The organism is Novipirellula rosea (assembly GCF_039541335.1).
Taxonomy (GTDB): domain Bacteria; phylum Planctomycetota; class Planctomycetia; order Pirellulales; family Pirellulaceae; genus Novipirellula; species Novipirellula rosea.
On sequence record NZ_BAABGA010000029.1, the window covers coordinates 190,354 to 211,605 of the forward strand.

14 protein-coding genes are annotated in these 21,252 nt (G+C 55.4%); 12 read left to right on the forward strand and 2 right to left on the reverse strand.

Features of this window, described 5'->3' with window-relative positions:
• Nucleotides 1–45: 45 nt before the first annotated feature.
• The 3 genes from ABD971_RS10695 (at nt 46) to ABD971_RS10705 (ending at nt 4,847) form a co-directional block, all read left to right on the forward strand.
• A complete protein-coding gene (locus ABD971_RS10695) occupies nt 46–993 on the forward strand; it encodes an esterase/lipase family protein (protein WP_345321878.1) in 948 nt (315 codons plus the stop codon).
• A gap of 3 nt (nt 994–996) precedes the next feature.
• Nucleotides 997–2,874 (forward strand): adenylate/guanylate cyclase domain-containing protein, encoded by a 1,878-nt coding sequence (locus ABD971_RS10700; protein ID WP_345321880.1) that lies wholly within the window; start codon nt 997–999, stop codon nt 2,872–2,874.
• A gap of 95 nt (nt 2,875–2,969) precedes the next feature.
• Nucleotides 2,970–4,847 (forward strand): hypothetical protein, encoded by a 1,878-nt coding sequence (locus ABD971_RS10705; RefSeq protein ID WP_345321882.1) that lies wholly within the window; start codon nt 2,970–2,972, stop codon nt 4,845–4,847.
• A gap of 144 nt (nt 4,848–4,991) precedes the next feature.
• On the opposite strand, the gene ABD971_RS10710 is transcribed toward ABD971_RS10705, so the two are convergent.
• Complete coding sequence (locus ABD971_RS10710; protein ID WP_345321884.1) at nt 4,992–6,641, reverse strand: alginate export family protein; 1,650 nt, start codon at nt 6,639–6,641, stop codon at nt 4,992–4,994.
• Between the two features lie 785 nt (nt 6,642–7,426).
• On the opposite strand from ABD971_RS10710, the gene ABD971_RS10715 reads away from it, so the two are divergent.
• The 9 genes from ABD971_RS10715 (at nt 7,427) to ABD971_RS10755 (ending at nt 20,400) form a co-directional block, all read left to right on the forward strand.
• Nucleotides 7,427–8,875: a CmpA/NrtA family ABC transporter substrate-binding protein gene (locus ABD971_RS10715; protein ID WP_345322141.1), complete on the forward strand. Its 1,449-nt coding sequence runs from the start codon at nt 7,427–7,429 to the stop codon at nt 8,873–8,875.
• Between the two features lie 268 nt (nt 8,876–9,143).
• Nucleotides 9,144–10,259, forward strand: a complete 1,116-nt coding sequence (locus ABD971_RS10720) for an ABC transporter permease (protein ID WP_345321886.1) — start codon at nt 9,144–9,146, stop codon at nt 10,257–10,259.
• A 56-nt stretch (nt 10,260–10,315) separates the two neighbouring features.
• Nucleotides 10,316–11,263: an ABC transporter ATP-binding protein gene (locus tag ABD971_RS10725; protein WP_345321888.1), complete on the forward strand. Its 948-nt coding sequence runs from the start codon at nt 10,316–10,318 to the stop codon at nt 11,261–11,263.
• Nucleotides 11,264–11,282: 19 nt separating this feature from the next.
• Nucleotides 11,283–12,137 carry an ABC transporter ATP-binding protein gene (locus tag ABD971_RS10730; protein ID WP_339939953.1) on the forward strand — a complete coding sequence of 285 codons (855 nt, stop codon included), beginning with the start codon at nt 11,283–11,285 and terminating at the stop codon, nt 12,135–12,137.
• Complete coding sequence (locus ABD971_RS10735) at nt 12,128–12,988, forward strand: GAF domain-containing protein (RefSeq protein ID WP_345321891.1); 861 nt, start codon at nt 12,128–12,130, stop codon at nt 12,986–12,988. The genes ABD971_RS10730 and ABD971_RS10735 overlap by 10 nt, the downstream gene beginning before the upstream one ends.
• Nucleotides 12,989–12,990: 2 nt before the next feature.
• Nucleotides 12,991–14,673, forward strand: coding sequence for a DmsC/YnfH family molybdoenzyme membrane anchor subunit (locus ABD971_RS10740; protein WP_345321893.1), 1,683 nt, complete (start codon nt 12,991–12,993; stop codon nt 14,671–14,673).
• Entirely contained in the window at nt 14,670–16,910 is a 2,241-nt protein-coding gene (locus tag ABD971_RS10745; protein WP_345321895.1) for a molybdopterin oxidoreductase family protein, read from the forward strand. Before ABD971_RS10740 ends, ABD971_RS10745 begins: the two co-directional genes overlap by 4 nt.
• Nucleotides 16,907–18,730 (forward strand): NirA family protein, encoded by a 1,824-nt coding sequence (locus ABD971_RS10750; RefSeq protein ID WP_345321897.1) that lies wholly within the window; start codon nt 16,907–16,909, stop codon nt 18,728–18,730. Before ABD971_RS10745 ends, ABD971_RS10750 begins: the two co-directional genes overlap by 4 nt.
• 59 nt (nt 18,731–18,789) lie before the next feature.
• On the forward strand, nt 18,790–20,400 hold the full coding sequence (locus tag ABD971_RS10755; protein WP_345321899.1) for a sulfite reductase subunit alpha: 1,611 nt from the start codon (nt 18,790–18,792) through the stop codon (nt 20,398–20,400).
• Nucleotides 20,401–20,414: 14 nt separating this feature from the next.
• On the opposite strand, the gene ABD971_RS10760 is transcribed toward ABD971_RS10755, so the two are convergent.
• Nucleotides 20,415–21,230 (reverse strand): PP2C family protein-serine/threonine phosphatase, encoded by an 816-nt coding sequence (locus ABD971_RS10760; RefSeq protein WP_339939963.1) that lies wholly within the window; start codon nt 21,228–21,230, stop codon nt 20,415–20,417.
• Nucleotides 21,231–21,252 lie beyond the last annotated feature (22 nt).

A 21,252-nucleotide genomic window follows, 5' to 3' on the forward strand; every position in this document is an offset into this window, starting at 1 on the left:
TTCTGCCTCCTAGCTCTGTTGTTTCTTTCTCAGGAATCGAATCTCGTGCGATCTCAATCACCTACGGATCCGCCGATCGCCGAAGCGTCGACCGATGATGAAACTCCGGCGACGCCTTCCTCGCCAATGGCCTTCCTGAACAAGACGGCCGGGGGGACCCAGGTTTGGACCGACCATGCGTGGGGCGATGGACACCGCATTCAGCAAAATGCGTTGACGGGGCATTGGCGTTTGCTGGCTCGAGATAACACTCGCATCACCTGGGGGACTCGCCAGCACTGTGAAACCAGTTTGGCCCAGCAGATTGCAAAAGCCTCTCCCGCACCCAACTGCGAACGCGTGGTCATTCTGCTGCACGGTTTGATGCGAACGCATCATTCGATGATGCAAATAGAAAAGGATCTGAGGGCGACCGACGACGCCGAGATCATTCGATTTTCTTACGCCAGCACACGTTGTTCGATTGGCGACCACGCCGCAGCCCTTCGCGAACTGCTCGAAGGGTTACCCGAGGACACTCGTATCAGCTTTGTTGGACACAGCATGGGCAACATTGTCACGCGGCATCTGATCGGGGATCTACAACGAGACGGAGATCCCAAGAACCTATTGCCGCGATGTGAGTCGATGGTCATGTTGGGGCCACCGAACCAAGGCGCCGCGATCGCTCGGCGAATCAATGCCGCTGGGATCTTTGACGTCATCACCGGCAAAGGCTGTCGCGAGCTGGGAGGTGAGTGGCAAGCGTTCGCAGACCGGTTGGCGACACCGCCGTTTCCATTTGCAATTGTCGCTGGTGACCTTTCCTCGAACCCTATTCAAAACCCGCTTGTCGACGGAGCCAGTGATTTTGTCGTCAGCGTGGAGGAAGCTCAACTCGACGGAGCGGAGCAGTTTTACACCGTGCCTGTGCTGCATAGTTTCTTGATGAACAATGAAAAGGCTCGTGAATTGACGATCGACTTCTTAATTTCTCATCGCACTCAAAGCTAAGCTGTGGCGGACTTAATCGCTCAAGGGCCTCAAGACCAACAGCGTTGGCGGCGTGCACTACCGGACGCCGCTTCCGGTCGCGAGATTCTGCTGGGACGTGCCGACAGCGATTGGAACGTCCCCTGGGATTCAATGATCTCGCGACGTCATACGCGGATCAAAGTGCATTTGGATCATCAAATCGAAATCATTCAGAATGTGCATGCTCGCAATCCTGTCTTCTATCGCGGACGACAATCGCCCCAATTTAAACTGACGGTCGGAGAACATTTTGTTATTGGGGAAACCACCTTCACGGTGGTCAATCGGCCGGGGGCCTCGGAATTGCCATCCAGCGAGAATGTTACCCAGCACGCCTACGACTACACCGTTTTGCGGCGCCGTCATTTTCGCGATGCCAATTCGCGGATCGAAATGCTGAGTCGTTTGCCTGATTTGATCACCAGCAGCGAGACCGATGAGGAGTTGTTGGTGCGGATGACCAACGTCTTGCTGCAGGCCACACCGGCGGCAACCGCAGTGGCCGTCGTCGCACTCGAAGACGACGCGGCAACCGAAAATCGTAGCCGTCCGCGAGCGGACCGGCCCGTCCGAATTTTGCATTACGATAGCCGCGGGTTTGAATACGATTCGGCACAAGTCAGTGCGCGGCTGGCACGCTCGGCGATCGAAAATCGCGAGAGCGTGTTGCAGGTCTGGTCCCCGCACGATGCGGCGCAGAGCGGATTCACGACGAACGAAGGTGTTGATTGGGCGTTCTGTGTTCCGCTGCGAAGCGTTGCCTGTCGTGGCTGGGCGATCTACGTCACCGGTCAATCCGCGACGCATGGGCATTTTGATCCGCGAGACCAAAATGCGACCCCGCCCGACGCGCTGCAAGACGATTTGAAGTTTGCCGAACTTGTTGGATCGATGGTTGCCAACCTGCGGCAAACTCGCCGCTTGGAAAGACGCCAAGCATCGATGCGACAATTCTTTGCACCGATCGTGATGGATGCCCTGGCCAATCAAGATCCGGCCGAAGTGCTGCGGCCGCGCGAGGCGAATTTGTCGGTCATGTTTTGCGATCTAAGGGGGTTCACTCAAAAAAGTGAAGAACAATCCGACCATCTGCTGGAACTGTTAAACCAAGTCAGCGAGTCGCTTGGCGTCATGACCCGAGCGATCCTCGATTGCGGTGGCGTGATCGGCGATTTCCATGGCGATGCTGCGATGGGGTTTTGGGGCTGGCCAATCGCGCAATCCGACAATGTCGTCCGAGCGGCCAATGCCTCGATTCAAATTCGTCGTCAACTCACGTTGCTTAATGAAATGGGAGAGAGCGAGAGCGGACACCACTTTCAACACGGCATCGGGATCGCGACGGGCAATGCCGTCGCGGGGCAAATTGGAACCATCGATCAGGTGAAAGTCACCGCGTTCGGACCGGTCGTGAATCTCGCTAGTCGTTTGGAGGGGCTGACGAAGCAATTCGGGGTGCAAACGATCATCGATGAACCCACGGCCACGAGTCTGATGGAGATGAGACGCAATGATCGCGGGGCGATCGACGGCAATCGTACCGATCACGGAGCGATCGACGGCCTTGAGTCGCCGATTGTGACGCGGCGATTGGCCCGAGTGCGACCCGCTGGCCTGATCCAACCAGTGAATATTTACGAGCTCAGCCTCGCCAGTGAATCGCTCAAAGACGGTGATCTGGCGACGTACCAACGCGGACTCGAGGCATTTATCGAGGGCGATTGGAGCGTGGCAAGTGAGGCCTTTGCTTGTATTGCCGACCGTGATCGCCCGAGCCAGCGAATTTTGGGCCAAATGGCGCGTCAGGGACAATCGCCACCGGCGGGATGGTCAGGAGTGCTGGATCTGGAAAAGAGCTAGTTTTTGTCGGGGGCGCCCTCTCACCCTAACGATGCCGGGGACTTACAATAGGGCTCAAATCCACCCCAAAACCCCCAGACTAACCGTGGTACGCAATGGGATTGCAACAGCTCAGCTCACATCCGTTTATTCTTCTCCGCACGGTCTGTTTCGCCGCTTTGCTCGGTGCCCAGGCCTATTTTCCGAGTGAATCGGCGGCGCAACTTTCCGATAGCGATCGGGCACGATTAGTGTCCCAGATTCGCTATGACGCCAGCCAGATCACCGAGGATCGATTTCCCGATTTGGAGTTGGCGAAACAAGACGTCACTGAAAAGATTGATGCGGTGCGGAAGTTCATGCTCGCGCAACGCTCGCAGAGCAATGGCCAAGCATGGCTGGATTACCTTGATCTCGCTCCGCTGTCCGAGGCGTTGCAATCGGACTCGCTGTCGGATGTCGCACGATCTGCGATCGATGTACGCTTTCGTCTGATCGGAAACATCGAAGGGCTCGAAATGAGCTCGTTGACACGGCTTCGCAGCTCGATCGAAAAATTGCTCGCGGCCATCCGATTCCGTGACGGCGAGAAAGCGGCCGAGCAGCTCGGCAAGCAACTCGAATCGTTGGCGGAGCGAATCGAGGCGATGGACCAAATCCCTTCGGCCGAAGACGCGGCGGCACTCTCCGCACTGGTATCGCTGCTCGAAGAGTCGCAACAAGTCCGCGGCGTCGTTGCATCGATTCGCGAAGTCTTTGGGCGTCCCAACGTCGCCATCTTTGTCGGTGAATCCGCAATCCAACAAGCGGTCAATCGTGACGTCAATCGGTCACGTCCAATCCGCGACTGTATCCTGGGAACACGGATCATTGGCGAAGCTTACACGACCGGCTTTGTGACTGCCAATCTTTTGCCTTCGATCGGCGCGGCGAGAATCCAAGTCTCGCTGAACGCGGATGTCTCCACTCGCAGCACCGGATACAACGGCCCTGTGAAACTTCGCACCACAGGCAATGCTCAGGTTTCCGCGACTCGCACGTTGAACATCAACGAGTCGGGGGTAACGATGGACCCCGCTTTTGCGACGGCTTCTTTAAATACCGAAATTACAGCGATCGAACACAAGTTGAAACTGGTTCGCCGCATCGCACGAAAGAAGGCTGCCGAGCAGAAACCCAAAGCTGACCGCATCGCCGTCGAACGAATGCGGCAGCAGGTGGGCGAAGAATTTGCCCAGCAAACTCGCGAAGCCAGTGGGATGGAGACGCCAAACATCTCGCAAAAAATCGCTCCCACATTAAACCGATTGTCGCTTGTCGATCCAGCTCGACTATGGGGCTCGACCGACGACGCCTTGTTTGTCGACACGACGTTGCGCCGCAATGACCAGATTTCGACAACCGTCTCGCGGCCGCCGATCTCGGTTGCCTATGACGCTGCGATTCAAATCCAAGAATCCGTAGTGGATAATGCGTTGGGCCCTTTCTTGGCCGGACGAACCGTCAACGAAGCAATGATCAACGACTTGTTGGCCGAGTCAGGCCGACCGGTTGAAAAGAAAGAGAGCGAAGACGCTGAGCCGCCGTTTGAAATCGATTTTGCTCGATTGCAACCGATCGTCTTTGAAGCACGCGACGGCGCCATTCGTTTTGGGGTTCGCGGAACTCGGTTTGCCCAAGGCGAACGCGAATTAAAGGTGCCGATGGAAATCACCGCCACCTACCGGCCCGCGATGACGCCCGAAGGGCACGCCATTTTGATCCGTGATGCCGATGTGAATGTTGACTTCCCCGGACGTAAACGGTTGAGTGTTTCCCAAGCAGGACTAAAGCGAACGATTCAAAAACGCTTTGACGAAGTCTTTCCCGAGTCGCTTTTGCAGCGTGAGATCGAGGTCCCTCAGACCGTTGAAATCGAAGCGATTCGCGGACGCCAATACCGTGCCCATCACATCGATTCGCGTGACGGGTGGCTCACCATCGCCGTTCACTAAGAATCGTTGATTCGCGGTGCGTACGTGATTGTTAGAGATGCCGCCCAACCCGCTGCCCGCTGCCTCGTGGCCCACGGCTCACCCAAAAAACGCCGCTTGATTGATCAAGCGGCGTTTATCGTTTCCAACCGGTCGGTTGGTGGTTTAGAAACGCGTTTGAAACTGGGTGTAGACGAACTGGGCATCCTCGTTGGACAACACGCCTGGAGTTTCGTCGTAGTAGTCGCCGGCAAAGAAACGCGAGTAGCCAATCAGCATGCTGCTACGCGGGTTTAAATTGACGTTGATGGCGACGTCGATCTCGTGTCCGAGTTCTTTGTCTTCGGCCAATGCGGTCGTATTGTACGGCTGCATCGTCACGCCGTAGGGCGTGGTCGACGTATCAAGCAGGAAATAGTGGTACCAAACCAATAGATTGACGTTGGGGCCAAGCACCGGAGTGATGAACTGCATGTTGATGTCGTGAAGGTTACGACGGCCATACAAATCCATGAAACCGTTGTATTTATGGGCCAGCGGGAATTGGTGATCAAACGCGTCATCACCGCGAGCGACAAAGTCGGCGTCGCCACCGGAGGCGTAGTCATACCAGAACCAAACGGTGGGCTTCCAATCGGCGACTTTTAGTTTGCGTCCCAATCCTCCGGTGAAGAATCCAGCATCGTGGCTGCTGCCGTTGCTGTTGGAACCGAACTGCACACCGCCTTCGAATTCGTAAAGCAGATCGCCATTGCTGCCGGCAACGCGAGATCCCAGCGTGTGGTAGTCAAAATTGTTAGTACTGTCATCGAGCCCGAGATAGTACATATCCAAGGTGCCGATATCTAACCCTTTGCGGGTCAAGTAGGTGCCGAAGAAATCGACGCTCTCGTTGGCGTCATCAATCTTGCTCTCCGTTGCCGCGTTGCGATTGACGGGATGAACAAAGAATCCATCCACGTTCCAATCTTCGTTGGAGTACAACAAGCGTCCACCCTCGAACGTGCGCCGGGTGTTGGCCCAATCCAATGGCGAAATCAACCGCTGGTTGCCGTAGAGCAATTCTTGGCGACCGACGCGTGCCGTCAGTTTGCTGGATCCGTCAGAGAACAAGTTCACGTCGGCGAACAAGTTCTGGATCTCGCCACGATTCTCTTCGATCGGGCGGTTGTCGAAAAACTCGCCTCCCGAATCGGCGTACAAGTACTCACCATACAAACGAATGTAGTCGTTCATGCGGTAGTCCGAGAACAGACGCAAGCGAGTCAACCAGAATTCGTCGTCGCGTCCGGTCAATCCAAGTCCACGCATCCCATCTTCGTCGTGATAGCGAACGCGAACTTCGCCACCAAGATCAAGCTTGCCATCGGCGAGGCCTTTGAGTGAATCGCCAAAAAACGAGGGGCCGTTGTAGCAAGGGTCATTCAAATAGCTGAAATCGTTCGCGTAAAATACCCCACCGTAGGCCTTTTTCATCTTCTCGGTCGCGGCGTCTCGTTGTTGCTTTTTGCAACAGGTGCTGTTACAGCATCCGCAGGGTGCCGACGTGTCGTCGGCGGGGGCTGGCAACGCTTCGGGGTAAACCGCGGTGTCCGACAGCGGTGCAGCCTCGTCCGGCGCGATCGCTTCGGCTGCGGTGTCGACGGTATCGCTAACGACTCGGACGGCCGGTTCGACAAAGACGGTTTCCGTCGCCGAATCCAAGATGCCAGTATTGTTATACGGATCCGCCTGAGCCGCATTGAGTGTGAATAAGGTCGACAGTGCCGCCAACAGTGCGGCACGTGAACGACGTCGTTTTGGGAGCGTCATCATGATGAGGGTCCTTCCCCAGTGAATGATATTTTGCAAAACCAAAGTAAGGAGCCACGGATTTGCAGCATGCGTTCCCGCGCTTCGTCGATGCGTTTTCCGCATCAACAAGAACATCATTCATGGTGAGAATTCCTCATTCCCGCCAACCCCTTACCGTCTCCAGCAAATCGAGACTATGGCTGCCATCGGCATCCCAAAGGGGTGGGACCTGCAATAAATGGCTGGCACTTAAAATGCGATCGATCGCACCAATCCGGACGAACGATCCCAAACGACACCATTGATACAGGGGAAGTTCAACCCGTATCCCTGCCAGCCATACAAACGGGACGATCATGATTAGCGGGCCTCTATTGCGCCCTCATACGCCTGGAATGGGTTGGCCATGCTTAACAAATAGGCAACTGCTGACATTCTAAGCTGATCCAAAACTGATACTCAGAATACAAAAACTGGTATTTTCGAGAAAACCAAAGACGCTACCGAGATTCTGGATCCCGCAATCACGGTCTTATCGCGAGTTATCCCACCTTAGCTCCGGTGTCCCCCTGGCGAGACAGGCGGTTGGCCCATTTGTTGCCTAACACTGCAGACGGCGACGCAGCCCCCGGCAGTACCCGATCGTACGCACCGGATGGCTGCCTTGCGTGTGTATCCCTCCCCCTTATCGCTCTTCCACTTTTTCCGACGGCGCACCGTCCAGGTCTGTTTTTATGCCTTCCGCAACTCTCTATCGATCTTTCCAAAATCTTGGCCTCGGTGGGGCCGTGTGTTCCTTGACTGCGTTGTTACTGTTGACGACCGCTGGCTGTGGAGGATCGAAGATTACGCTGGAGGACCTGGAGGCCGCCGCTGCGAAGGTGCAGCAAGATACTACATCCGATGGCGCGTCAGTCGTTGAAAATGCCGTCGTCGCTGAATTGTTAGACATCGAAAAACCGTCACTGAAGTTTGGCTTTATCAAGCTAACCGACTGTGCACCGCTTGTGATTGCCAAAGAGAAAGGGTACTTCCAGGACGAAGGCTTGAACGTCGAGATCGAAGCTCAATCGAACTGGAAAGTTTTGCTGGACCGCGTCATCGACGGCCAACTCGATGGCGCTCATATGCTCGCTGGCCAGCCGATCGGGGCGACGATCGGATTTGGCACCAAAGCGCACATCATTACCGCTTACAGCTTGGACTACAACGGAAACGGCATCACGGTCAGCAACGAGATCTGGAGCCAGATGCAAGAGAACGACGAGAGCTTGAAATCGCCAACGCCGCCGCATCCAATCTCGGCAAAATCGCTCAAGCCGATTGTTGATCGTTACAAGCAAGACGGCAAAGACTTTAACATGGGGATGGTGTTCCCCGTCAGCACGCACAACTACGAGATTCGTTACTGGTTGGCAGCCGCTGGGATTCATCCTGGCTTCTACAACAAAGACAATATCACTGGGATGGTTGACGCCGACGTATTGTTGTCGGTCACGCCACCGCCCCAAATGCCCTCGACCCTCGAAGCGGGGACGATCCTGGGTTACTGCGTCGGCGAACCATGGAACCAGCAAGCGGTTGCCAAGGGAATCGGCGTCCCAGTGACGACCAACTACGACATCTGGAAGAACAATCCAGAAAAGGTGTTCGGAGTTTCTGCGGAGTGGAACGAGAAGTATCCGAACACTCACATCGCGGTCGTGAAAGCGTTAATTCGAGCAGGCAAATGGCTTGATGAAACCGATGCCGATGGCAAGCTGGCCAATCGTCAGGAAGCGGCCAAGATTCTCAGTGGCAAAGATTACGTCGGAGCCGACGAAGAGTTGATCAAGAAAAGCATGACGGGCACCTTTGTCTTTCAAAAGACCGATGTTCGCCCGATGCCTGATTTCAATGTGTTCTTCAATCATCACGCCAGCTATCCGCATTACAGCGATTGCATTTGGTTCCTGACCCAAATGCGTCGCTGGGGGCAGATCACCGAAAGTAAGCCGGCCGAGTGGTACGAAGAAACCGCAAAAGAGGTCTACAAGCCGGAGATCTACCGCAAGGCCGCTGCGATGTTGGTAGCCGAAGGCAAAGTTTCGACGGAAGAAATTCCCGCGAGCGACTACGACGGCTATCGACCGGCGACCAACGAATTCATCGACGGCAACACCTACGATGCTCGTGATCCGATTGGCTATATCAACAGCTTCGTGATTGGCAACAAAGACGGCGACTCTGCTGACGCCCCGCCCACAAAGCTTTAACGAATAACCGTGACCACACGGTTGGTGATTCACTTTGGCATTTCTGTCTTCTCTCCCCCGCCACGTAGCCAGTTGCGGGGGAGAGAGGGGGGCGGATCCGAAATCACTAACGCGGATCGCATCGCGGGATGCAAACCAGAGCTTGACCGTAGTGAATCTTGTTCAAAATCCCAAGCAACGGTTCATCAACAAAGTCCACTGTGTCTAGCACGATCGCGGAGCGGTCAGCGAGATTTACATCACACAACTACTGTTATCGAGAGAAAAAATGAATTGGCGTGGAACCGCTTTAAAGCTTTGCAACGTCTCGGGGATGCCGATCTTCGAGCCCTTCGTGCGGCTCGCTGCGGGCGAAGATCCTAAAGAGCAGTTCAAAGGAATTGCGAAATTCGTTTTGCTGCCGATCGTCGCCATCGCCTTGTTCATCGGTGCCTGGTCGTTGGCGGCAAAAACGGTGGTCACGGAAAGCATGCAGTTGCCTAGTCCATCAGCGACGTGGCAAGCCGGTGCCGACTTGTTTTCGATGCACTTTGCACAACGCGCCGAAGATCGTGTCAAAAAGGATGAAATGCTTGCCGAGGCGATCAGTTTCATGGTGCAAGCCAAGTCACTGGAAAATCAAGCGATCGCCGCATCGGCCAGCGACAAGGAAACCTTGCTCGCCAACGCGTTGATCTACAAAAAGAAAGCACTTCAAGCGGCAAACTATGTCCCTTCGAGTGCTCCGACTTTTATCGACCAAATCTTCACCAGTTTGAAGACCGTTTTCTTTGGGTTTGCCATCGCGACCTTGATCGCGGTTCCACTGGGCGTGCTGTGTGGCATGAGCCCCTGGTTCAACGCCGCGTTAACACCGGCGATTCAGATGTTCAAACCGGTCAGCCCGCTAGCGTGGTTGCCGTTGGCCAGTCTCGTGATCATTTGGGCATACAGCAATTCACAACCGGGAGAGACGTTTTTTGAAAAAGCGTTCTTGATCTCCGCTGTTACCGTTTCACTCTGCTCGCTATGGCCGACGCTGGTCAACACCACCTTGGGTGTCGCCAGCGTGGATAAGGATTACCTGAACGTTGCTCGCGTGTTGAAGCTGACTTGGTCGCAAAAGTTATTCAAGATCATCTTGCCAGCAAGTTTGCCACTGATGTTCGCGGGATTGCGAATCAGTCTCGGTGTCGGATGGATGGTGCTGATCGCGGCGGACATGTTGGCTCAAAACCCAGGGCTGGGCAAATTCGTTTGGGACGAATTCCAAAACGGCAGCAGCACCACGTATGCACGTATCGCATTTAGCGTTTTGATCATCGGTCTGATCGGACTGGTGCTTGATCGCATCATGATTTGTTTACGCAACATGGTTAGTTTCGGAAACCCGGTCGCGGGCTAGGACACCAAGGTTCCTATTTTTCCGAAGACCTTACTCACGAACGAACGAGAGAAACGATGAGCGTCGCCATTCTTGCGGATCCAGCAATTGATACACGACTGGACAACTCGCCGCCAAACCCGATTCTGACGATGCGAAACGTATCGAAGGGGTACGGCAGTGGGGTGACTCGCAACGAAGTCCTGCAGAACATCAATCTGAATATCCGCGAGGGCGAGTTTCTAGCGGTCGTTGGTTTTTCAGGCAGTGGAAAGACCACTTTTACTCAATTGTTGGCGGGACTGATCCAGCCCGACAGTGGCGAAATTTTGATGGAAGGCGAACCGATCACCGGCCCAGGGCCCGATCGCGGTTTGGTGTTTCAGAACTACTCGCTGCTGCCGTGGTTGACCGTTCGCGGCAACATCGCGTTGTCGGTTGATAGTGTGTTTCGCACGTGGGGCAAAGGAGAACGCCGCGACCACGTGGAAAAGTTCATCGAGATGGTCGGGCTCTCTCACGCGGCGCATCGCCATCCTCATGAATTGTCCGGCGGTATGCGGCAACGCACCTCGTTGGCACGCACGTTGGCGATGAAACCCAAAGTCCTACTGCTGGACGAACCGCTTTCCGCACTCGACGCGTTAACCCGCAGCGTGCTGCAAGAAGAGATTTTGAAGATTTGGGAAGAGGAGCGTCAAACGTGTTTGATGATCACCAACGATGTCGACGAAGCGATCTTGGTCGCTGATCGGATTGTTGCTTTGAACCCAGGCCCGCGTGCTTCGCTAGGTCCGATGTTCACGGTCGAACTCGACCGTCCACGTGACAAATCGGCACTCAACCACAACGAGCGTTTTAAAGGGCTGCGAAACGCCGTGACCAATTACTTGGTTGCCGTTCGCCAAAAGTCGCGTACCGACGAAGCAGCTGTTTCGACCGCGCCCAAGTTTGAACTACCCGACATCGAACCTGTCAGTTTGACGAAGCCTCATCGCTTGATCGTCAATACACCGGCTAAGTAATAACGAAACGGAAAAGAAAATGGCTGGCTACGTAGAAATGTTTCGTCTCGGCAAGACGTATGACACGTTGAAAGGTCCTGCGGTTATCGTCGAAGACTTTAACTTGAACATGAAGCAGGGTGAATACGCGAGTCTGCTGGGGCACTCTGGTTGTGGCAAGAGCACCGTGTTGATGATGGTTGCGGGACTCTGTGATATCACCGACGGCGGCGTTGTGGTCGCGAATCATGAGATTGATGGTCCCGGACCCGATCGCGGAATCGTGTTCCAGTCGCCCTGTCTGATGCCGTGGATGACCGCGATCGAAAACGTGCTTTTGGGTGTCGACCAGGTTTACCCGCATGCGACTAAGCAACAGCGACACGATCTGTCCGCGTATTACCTGTCGCTCGTCGGTCTGGGCAACAACTTACGCACGCGTGCATCGGATCTAAGCCAAGGCATGCAACAACGTGTCGGCATTGCACGTGCGTTTGCTTTGAAACCCAAAATGCTTTTGCTTGACGAGCCGTTCGGGATGCTCGATTCGCTGACGCGGATGGAACTGCAAGAAATTCTGCTTGAGATACTGATGCGAGACAAAGTGACCACGATGATGATTACCCATGATGTGGACGAGGCTCTGTTTATGAGCGACCGCGTCGTGATGATGACCAACGGTCCCCGTGCGACCGTTGGTGCCATTTTCGATATTCCGTTTGATCGTCCCCGTGTTCGCACCGAGGTGCTCGAGCATCCCGAGTACTACGATTACCGAGAAAAATTGCTTCGTTTCTTAGAGGAACAAGACCACAAAAAGTTAAAGCAAGAGGTTGCTGAGCATGAAGCCAAGAAAACAGAAAACGTGAACGAGGAGGACTCCGTATGTGCTTAGTCCTGCCGAGTCAGCTCTCCAACGCATTCTTGTGCGATGTTCGTACCTACGATGTCGATGACAACCGCTGTGTCGGTAACGAAGGTGAATCCGAACTTGATCGTTTGGCAATCGAGTGTCTGCAAACCGGAACCGCTCGCGTGGTCACATTGCAGCAAGAGGCACCGGGCGCGGCCATCGCATTTCCGGTCCATCGCTGTGAGGTCATTGTTTCGATCGTCGTCTTGGCAACCAAGGCAGACGACCAAACGCCAGGCGTGTTTGAAGTCTGGTCGCCGGTGGGGATCCACGAAGAAGTTGCATTAAGCTCGGGTTTTTATGGCAATCTAGCACGTTTCCAAAACGTCTCGTCCTTTGTTCGTTTTGAAAAGGGATCGGGATTACCAGGGCAAGTTTGGAATTCGCTGCGTTCGATCATCCACGAAGATCTCGCCAATCACAGCGGATTTTTGCGTGCGGCGGGGGCAAGTGCTGGGACTTTAGAGACGGCAATCGGGATTCCGGTTGCTGGCGAAAACTACGTCGCTTCGGTGCTGCTGCTCAGCAGCAAAGCGACTCCGATGGCGCGCGGCTTTGAAGTTTGGCGAGCCGACGCGGACGGCGGCTACACCCTTGAATCCGCCAGCTACTCCGACCCGGCGATCGAGCTAGGAATCGGCACTCCGATGCCAGCGAACTCGGGCATTCCTGCGTTGGCGTGTGAGCACGGTGGAGCCACGGTGTCGGAAAATCCAACGATTCTGCGATCGGGGCGACACTTCGACGAGGACGCCACCCCAATCCAAGGATGTCTTGCAATCCCCTTTTATGAATCCGACGCAATCACCAGCGTCACTGTGTTGTTGTTTTAATCATGTCCATCGCACTCCCTATCGTTCAGTCGTCACCTGACTTGGTCGAGCAATTGCTGGCCGAGCAGCAGTCGCTTTCGGCCGTGGAACAATTCAGTTCCGCACATGACAGCGACGCGAGTGTGGCACCGGCACAAGCACGATACTACCGCAGTCTGATGCCCGCTTCACCACCGGGGCCGGGACAACAGTACTCGTTCGACGTCGATCTGGATCAATGCAGTGGTTGCAAAGCATGTGTGGTCGCGTGCCACACGATGAACGGATTGGACGAAGACGAGAGTTGGCGGCGTGTCGGTACGCTGACGATTGGTGAGCTTGAATCGCCGCGAATCCAACACGTCACCACCGCCTGTCATCACTGCGAGGACCCAGGATGTTTGAGCGGATGTCCGGTCAAAGCCTACGAAAAGGATTCAGAGACGGGAATCGTCCGTCACTTGGATGACCAGTGTATCGGCTGTAAATACTGCACGATGATGTGCCCGTACGAGGTGCCTCAGTACAGCGAGCGTCTCGGGATCGTCCGCAAATGTGACATGTGCCACCAACGCTTGTCCGCTGGTGAAGCTCCCGCATGTGTGCAAGCGTGTCCAAACGAAGCCATCTCGATCGCGGTGGTCAATATTGCCGAAACCGAATTCGCCGCCGACGACCGCATCGCAGCGGGCGCTCCTGTATCGACGATCACCAAACCGACAACGAACTACCGCACCGAATACCGTGATATTGCAGAGAACGCTGCACCCCAAGACATCGGGGTGGATCATGTTGCCGAAAGCCATTGGCCATTGGCGGTGATGTTGGTTGCCACCCAAGTTTCGGTGGGAATGATTTTCATCGAGCGTTTCGCTGCGACATTGGCTTGGGTTTCGGGACACGATCACTCGGTCATCGCCACACGATCCATATTGCTTGTCGCCCTGCTGATTGGCGGCGTCGGATTGAACATCGCCTCGCTGCACCTCGGTCAACCGCTGCGAGCGTGGCGAGTCTTTCTAGGCTTAAAAACGAGCTGGCTCAGTCGCGAAGCCGTCGTGCTGGGCAAGTACATGGGATTGCTATCCGCCGCGACCGCATTGTATTGGATGCCAGTGTTTCGTGATTACCTGCCGCAATCGATTTCGCAGTGGATCCCCGCGTGGGCCGCAAATTTGACTCTTGTGATGGCGATCATCGTCGGCGCGGCGGGGCTGTTCAGCAGCGCCATGATCTACATCGCGACGCGCCGGCAAATTTGGCGAAGCTCGCGAACGTTGATTCGCTTCATGGGAACCGCCGTGGTTGCCGGAGCGATCAGTGTACTGCCCATTTTAATCCTCAGTGGTGAAAGCCGTTTTGTTTGCGTGGCGATCACGATCTTGGGGTTGATCACGCTGGCTGGCAAAGCCGCTTGGGAGTGGAGCGTGCATTTGAATCCAAACGGGCGAGGCGATGTTTACGATCGTCGTTCACGCCGCTTGGTGCGTCAATCACTATCGCGGCTTGCACGTTCTCGGATGCTGGCGGCCCATGCGAGCTTGGGGTTGTTGTGTGTTGCCGCGGCGGCAACGTTCGTTTCCCCTTGGACTGCGGCGGCGATTGCGATCGTCGCCAGCTTGATTGTGATTGGCGGCGAGATTGCCGAACGACTGCTGTATTTCATGAGTGTGGTTTACGACCGGATGCCAGGAACTTTCCGATGATTCAGCCAACGCCCAATGCCAACGGAATGTCACCGCGGTCACTCTTGCCAAAACTGTTGCGTAAGCACGATGGCAAGATGACGCGTGAATTACTGCTGCACCCGGGAGATCACGGACTCGGGATGACCCACGAGTCGATGCAAGCCGACGCGACTACGACGGCGGTATGTGGATACTGTTCGACCGGATGCGGATTGCGACTGCACTTGCGTGACGAGGAAGCGGTCGGATTGACTCCGGAAACGTCATACCCGGTCAATCTCGGCATGGCGTGTCCGAAAGGTTGGGAAGCGTTGCGGGTGCTTGATTCAGAGGACCGTGCAACGGAGCCGTTGATTCGCGGCTCTGACGGCAAATTCGCCGCGGTGTCGTGGGATCATGCTTTGCGATTGTTCACGACCCGGATGAAAGGGATCCAACGTCAACACGGCCCCGATTCGGTCGCATTCTTGAGCACGGGACAAATCGCCTGCGAAGAGATGGCGTTTCTAGGAGCGTTGGCAAAATTTGGGATGGGGATCAAGCATGGCGATGGTAATACACGTCAATGCATGGCCACCGCGGCAACTGCATACAAGGAATCATTCGGGTTCGATTCACCGCCGTTCACCTACGACGATTTCGAGCAAAGCGATTGCATGGTCTTCATCGGTGCCAATCCTTGCATCGGCCATCCGATCATGTGGGAACGTGTGCTACGGAACCAGAACGATCCTGAAATCATCGTGATCGACCCTCGTCGTACGGAAAGTGCGATGGCGGCGACTCAGCATTTGCAAATTCGTCCCAAAAGTGACTTGGCGTTGTTGTACGCGATCACCAATCACTTGATCGCGTGCGAATGTGTGGATCGCAAATTCATCAACAATCATACCGAAGGGTTTGAAAAACTTTGCGAGCACGTTAGCCGGTTTACACCCGACGCGGTCGCTCCGATGACCGGTATTTCGGCCGATGCGATTCGCCAGACGGCTGAAACAATTGGGCGACGAAAAGCGGTGTCGCTGTGGTGGACGATGGGTGTCAACCAAAGCTATGAAGGCACACGAACCGCACAAGCGATCATCAATATTGCCTTGATCACCGGCAATATCGGCCGACCGGGAACGGGGGCCAACAGCATCACCGGCCAATGCAACGCGATGGGGTCACGATTATGGAGCAACACCACTAACCTCTTCGGGCACCACGATTTCAAGGACTCGGCGGATCGTGAAAAAGTCGCCAGCAGTCTAGGAATTGATCCGGAACGAATCCCGACCGAACCGAGTTGGTCCTACGACGGGATTATGGATGGGATTCGCCGCGGCGACATTCGTGGATTGTGGGTGATCGCGACGAACCCCGCACACAGTTGGATTCACCAGAGCGAAGCTCGCAACCTACTCGATCGGCTCGATTTCCTCGTCGTTCAAGACATGTATCACACCACCGAAACGGCTCGACATGCGGACTTGATTCTGCCCGCCGCCGGTTGGGGGGAAAAGTCCGGCACGTTCATCAATAGCGAACGTCGCTACGGCGTCCTGAAGAAAGTGCGTCGCGCGCCCGGCAAAGCACTGGCTGATTTCCATATCTTTCGTGCGCTTGCATCGTATTGGGGCGTGGAAGAGATGTTCGCGGAATGGACTGATCCCGAAGCGGTGTTTCGCATCATGCAACGGGCGAGTGAAGATCAACCCTGTGACATCACCGGGATCCAAGGCTACGAACAAATTGATCGCTGCGGCGGTGTCCAGTGGCCATGGACCGAAGCGGATGCCGAAGGCGATTTCCAACCGGAACAACAACGTCGTCTGTTTGCCGATGGCCGTTTCTATCACCACGATGGTCGCGCTCGCTTGGTCGTCGACGATGTGACCGCGATGCCCGAAGCCCCGGACGCGGAATACCCGACGCTGTTGATGACCGGCCGTGGCACGGTCAGCCAATGGCATACACAAACTCGCACTAACAAAAGTCCGGTGCTTCGCAAACTGTATCCCAACGAAGCGTATATCGAGATCAATCCTGAGGATGCAGCGGCGATGGGCGTCGAAAACGGCGACCAAGTCCGTGCTCAATCACGTCGCGGCAGCCTGCTGGCAACGGCCATGGTGACACCCACCGTGAAACCAGGACACGCGTTTATGCCAATGCATTACGAAGCCACCAACCAACTAACGCTGGGACACTTTGACCCCCACAGCCGTCAACCCAGTTACAAAGACTGTGCCGTAAGGATCGAACGAGCATGAGTGAGAAACCATTTAGCAAAGAGCAACAACAATACATCGCCGGATTCGCATTCGGTGCCGACGTGGCACGCGCGGTGAACCGATTGCCGATGGTTAGCAACTGTGTCGCGGGTCCTTCGGGGAACTCGGTCACCGTTGGCGGTGGCGCTGCAACCGTCGACGGCAAAGTGCTGCCGGTCGGGCCTGAACGGATCGCACTGCAAGCCCAAGCCGACTGTATTGCCGCTGGCAAAAAACTCTGCAAAGAAGAGAAGGCCAAGCAGGCGAAAAACCCGCTGGACATGTGGGACGAGATTCAAGCTCGATCCGATGCCAACGAATTTCCCAAAGGCGACGATGTCTTTCTGACCAAATTCCATGGACTGTTCTTCGTCGCTCCGGCTCAGAACAGCTTTATGTGCCGGATGCGATTGCCCGGGGGCGTATTGCATTCGCGGCAACTGCGTGGGTTGGCAGATTTATCGGAAAAATCTGCAGGCGGCTTCGTCGACGTGACCACACGCGCGAATCTGCAGCTTCGCGAAATCCCGGCCGATCACGCGATGAACATCCTGTATGGGCTTCGCGAACTCGACATCATCAGCCTCGGTTCAGGGGGCGATAACATCCGCAACTGCACCGCGAGTGCATTGTCGGGAATCGATCCAAGCGAATTGATTGAAACGATTCCGTATGCGAAACGGATGCATCATTACATCGTGAACCACCGCGAGATGTATGGATTGCCACGCAAATTCAACATCGCCTTTGATGGCGGCGGCAGCATCAGTGCGCTCGACGACACCAACGACATCGGCTTCCACGCGGTGCAGGTGACCGACGAAAACGCCAACGAAACGCTGCCCGCGGGTGTCTATTTCCAATTGACGCTCGGCGGGATCACCGGACACAAAGATTTCGCTCGCGACACCGGCGTTTTGCTACGTCCCGAGGAGTGCGTGGAAGTCGCCGGCGCGATCGTTCGCGTGTTCGTGAAAAACGGAGACCGCACCGACCGCAAAAAAGCTCGTTTGAAATACGTGCTGGATGATTGGGGGTTTGAAAAGTTCATTCAAGCGGTCGAAACCGAGATGGGGCGGGATCTGCGAAAAGTCGATTCGAGTCTTGTCGTGATCCCTGACAATGAAAACCGCCAGGCGCATGTGGGCGTCCACCCGCAAAAACAAAACGGTCGTCAATACGTCGGTGTGGTGTTGCCGGTCGGCCGCATCACCAGCGATCAAGCACGCGGGCTCAGCGATATTGCCGAGACCTACGGTAACGGTGAGATACGTTGTACCGTTTGGCAGAACGTCTTGATCCCGCATATTCGCGACGAAGACGTCGAGGAAGTGAAAGCAAAGCTAGATTTGATTGGCCTCAGTTGCGACGCCAGTTCGTTTCGCGCCGGACTCGTCGCTTGTACCGGAAGTGCCGGTTGTAAGTTTGCAGGGGCCGATACCAAAAAACACGCGATGATCATTGCCGAGACGCTTGAATCGCAATTCGAACTCGATCAACCCATCAATATTCATGTCACCGGATGTCACCACAGTTGTGCCCAGCACTACATCGGCGACATCGGTCTGCAGGCGTGTCAAGTGGAACAAGGCGATGACATGGTCGACGGATATCACGTCAATGTGGGTGGCGGTTGGGGAACGCGCAAAGCGATCGCCCGACTGCTGTTTGAATCGGTCGCGTTTTCGGACATCCCGGCATTGATCACGGCGATCGTCGGTGGCTATTTGCAAGGACGCCAAGACAACGAATCGTTCGTCGATTTTGCTCGGCGAACCAGTGACGAAGATCTCAAAGCGTTGGCCGTTAGTTGTGTTTGAAATGAAGTGACTACGGTCATTGTCGAAAAAGAAACTCCCTCTCCTTCTAGAACCGAACCATGAGTAGCTTGATTCCTGATACCGCGCCTTTTTCCCAAGAACAGCGTGCTTGGCTGAACGGTTTCTTCGCCGGCATGATGGGCATTCAGTCCAATACTCAGCAAGGCGAAACGCTTGCCGCGATGGGGTTTTCCAGTGAAACCGTCGCGGTGTCAAGCGAATCGCCCGACGAGGAAGAGGATTTTCCTTGGCACGATGATTCGTTGCCGATCGTGGACCGGATGAGTCTAGCCGAAGGCAAGCCACTCGACCGAAAATTGATGGCCGCGATGGCTCAGCTCGATTGTGGATCGTGTGGCTATCTGTGCCAAACGTACAGTGAAGCGATTGCCTCGGGGACAGAAAAGAATCTGTCGTTGTGTAGCCCCGGTGGCAAAGAGACCAAGCAGATGATCAAGAAACTGCTGAAGGAAGGAGGCGGTGCAGAATCCAACGGCGCTGCAATGAATGGCGCTGCGATGAACGGCGTCGCGGTTGCAAAAGAAATCCCTGGCTCTTCGCGTTCCGCTCCCTACACCGCCAAGCTGCTCGCGTCACGCTGTTTGAACAAAGAGGGATCCGCCAAGGCGGTTCATCACGTCGAAATCGACTTGTCGGGATCGGGGATCAAGTACGAAGTCGGTGATGCCCTGGGCGTATGCCCCTCGAATTGTAGTGATCTGGTGAGCGAGATTCTCACACGGATCGAGTCGGACCCAAATGCCCAAGTCACCACGCCGCTAGGAAACACCAAGCCGATCGCGTTGGGATTGCAAGAAGATTGCTGCTTGAAAGACCCCAGCGACGAACTGCTCGAACAACTGATCGGTCGCTGTGCGGACGAAACCGGCAAGCAGGCTCTGGCCAAGCTGCTCGAAGACGGCGTGCCCGATGGATTTGACGTGCTGGATACATTGAGTCTCGCGAGCGACGTTAGGCTAACCGCTGGTGAATTGATGGAAACTCTCGAACCGCTCAATCCTCGTCTGTACTCGATCGCCAGCAGCATGAAGGCGGTTGGCGAACAGGTTCACTTGACCGTCGGCAAAGTCACTTACGAGCGTGAAGGACGCGTTCGCAAGGGAGTCGCCAGCACGATGTTGACCGATCGCTTGGAATCGGGGTCGTCGCTGCGAATCTTTACGCATGCGAATCATACCGGATTCACGGTCCCGACCGATTCGAGTGTGCCAATCATCATGGTCGGTCCGGGAACCGGCATCGCGCCGTTTGTGGCGTTTTTGCAAGAACGCGTCGCCACGGATTCCAAGGGAAAGAATTGGTTGTTGTTCGGTGATCAACACGAAGCCTATGACTTTCTGTACGAAGAACAACTGCAAGGCTACATCGAATCGGGAAGTCTACAGCGGCTCGATACCGCGTTCAGTCGCGATGGGGACAAGAAGGTCTATGTTCAAGACCGGATGCGAGAAAACGGGGCCGAGTTGTTCCAGTGGTTGACCGAGGGAGCTCACTTCTATGTGTGCGGCGATGCATCACGGATGGCAGCCGATGTCGATCGAACGTTAAAGCAAATCGTTGCGGAGCATGGCAACATGAGCGAAGAACAGGCCGATCAATACGTGGCCAACCTATCGAAAGCAAAACGTTACGTCCGCGACGTCTACTAGGCGACAGTGCAGCCTTAGCGGGCGTACAACAGCATGGTCAAATCGTCGGGTTTGCCGGGCAACTGTTCATCGCTGCCAGTCATCCGCTGGCTGGCGATTTGAACCAGTTGCTGCATACAGCCGATCGGTTTTCCACTTTTCATCGTGGCAACGACTTCGGACAGATGCATATTGTCGAACAATCCGTCGCTGGCCAAGATCACGCGGTCTCGCGCGGCCAATTGACGCGACGGGCCGACTTCGATGTGCATCGTTTTGGATCCAACCAGATTCGAGACGACATGACGATCGTCGTGCGTCATCGCAGCGGCCTCGTCTAACATGCCCGATTCGATCGCATAGCCGACCGGCGAATGCGACGTCGATTTCCACTTTAGCGATCCCCGCTGACCCACAATCATCGTCATCGAATCGCCGACCGTGTACGCGCGAACGCGTCCCTCGACAATCTCGACCACCGACAATGTGGTTGCCGCTCCGATGCCAAGATCCAAGATTTCAGCATTGGCTTTTTCGATCCCATCCAGGATCGCGGGCCGCAGATCTGCATCGGGGGCCGACGCGGCGACCATTTCGGCGATGCAGTGCACCGCGATCGCCGACGCTTTGTAGCCAAGCGGGCAGCCGCCCACTCCGTCAGCCACCGCCATCACCAACGCACCCCCAGCCGTGCGAACCACTACCGAACTATCATCGTTGGGTTCGATCTTGCCTGGACACCTCCGCGAAATCGAAATCACGGATCCCGACAGCATCGGCAGCGAGCGTGGTTCGCCCATATCGCTTTCAATGCAGAACTCGAGCAGCGTTTCGGGGATGGTGGAGAGCATGGTAGGCGGAATCATAACCCAC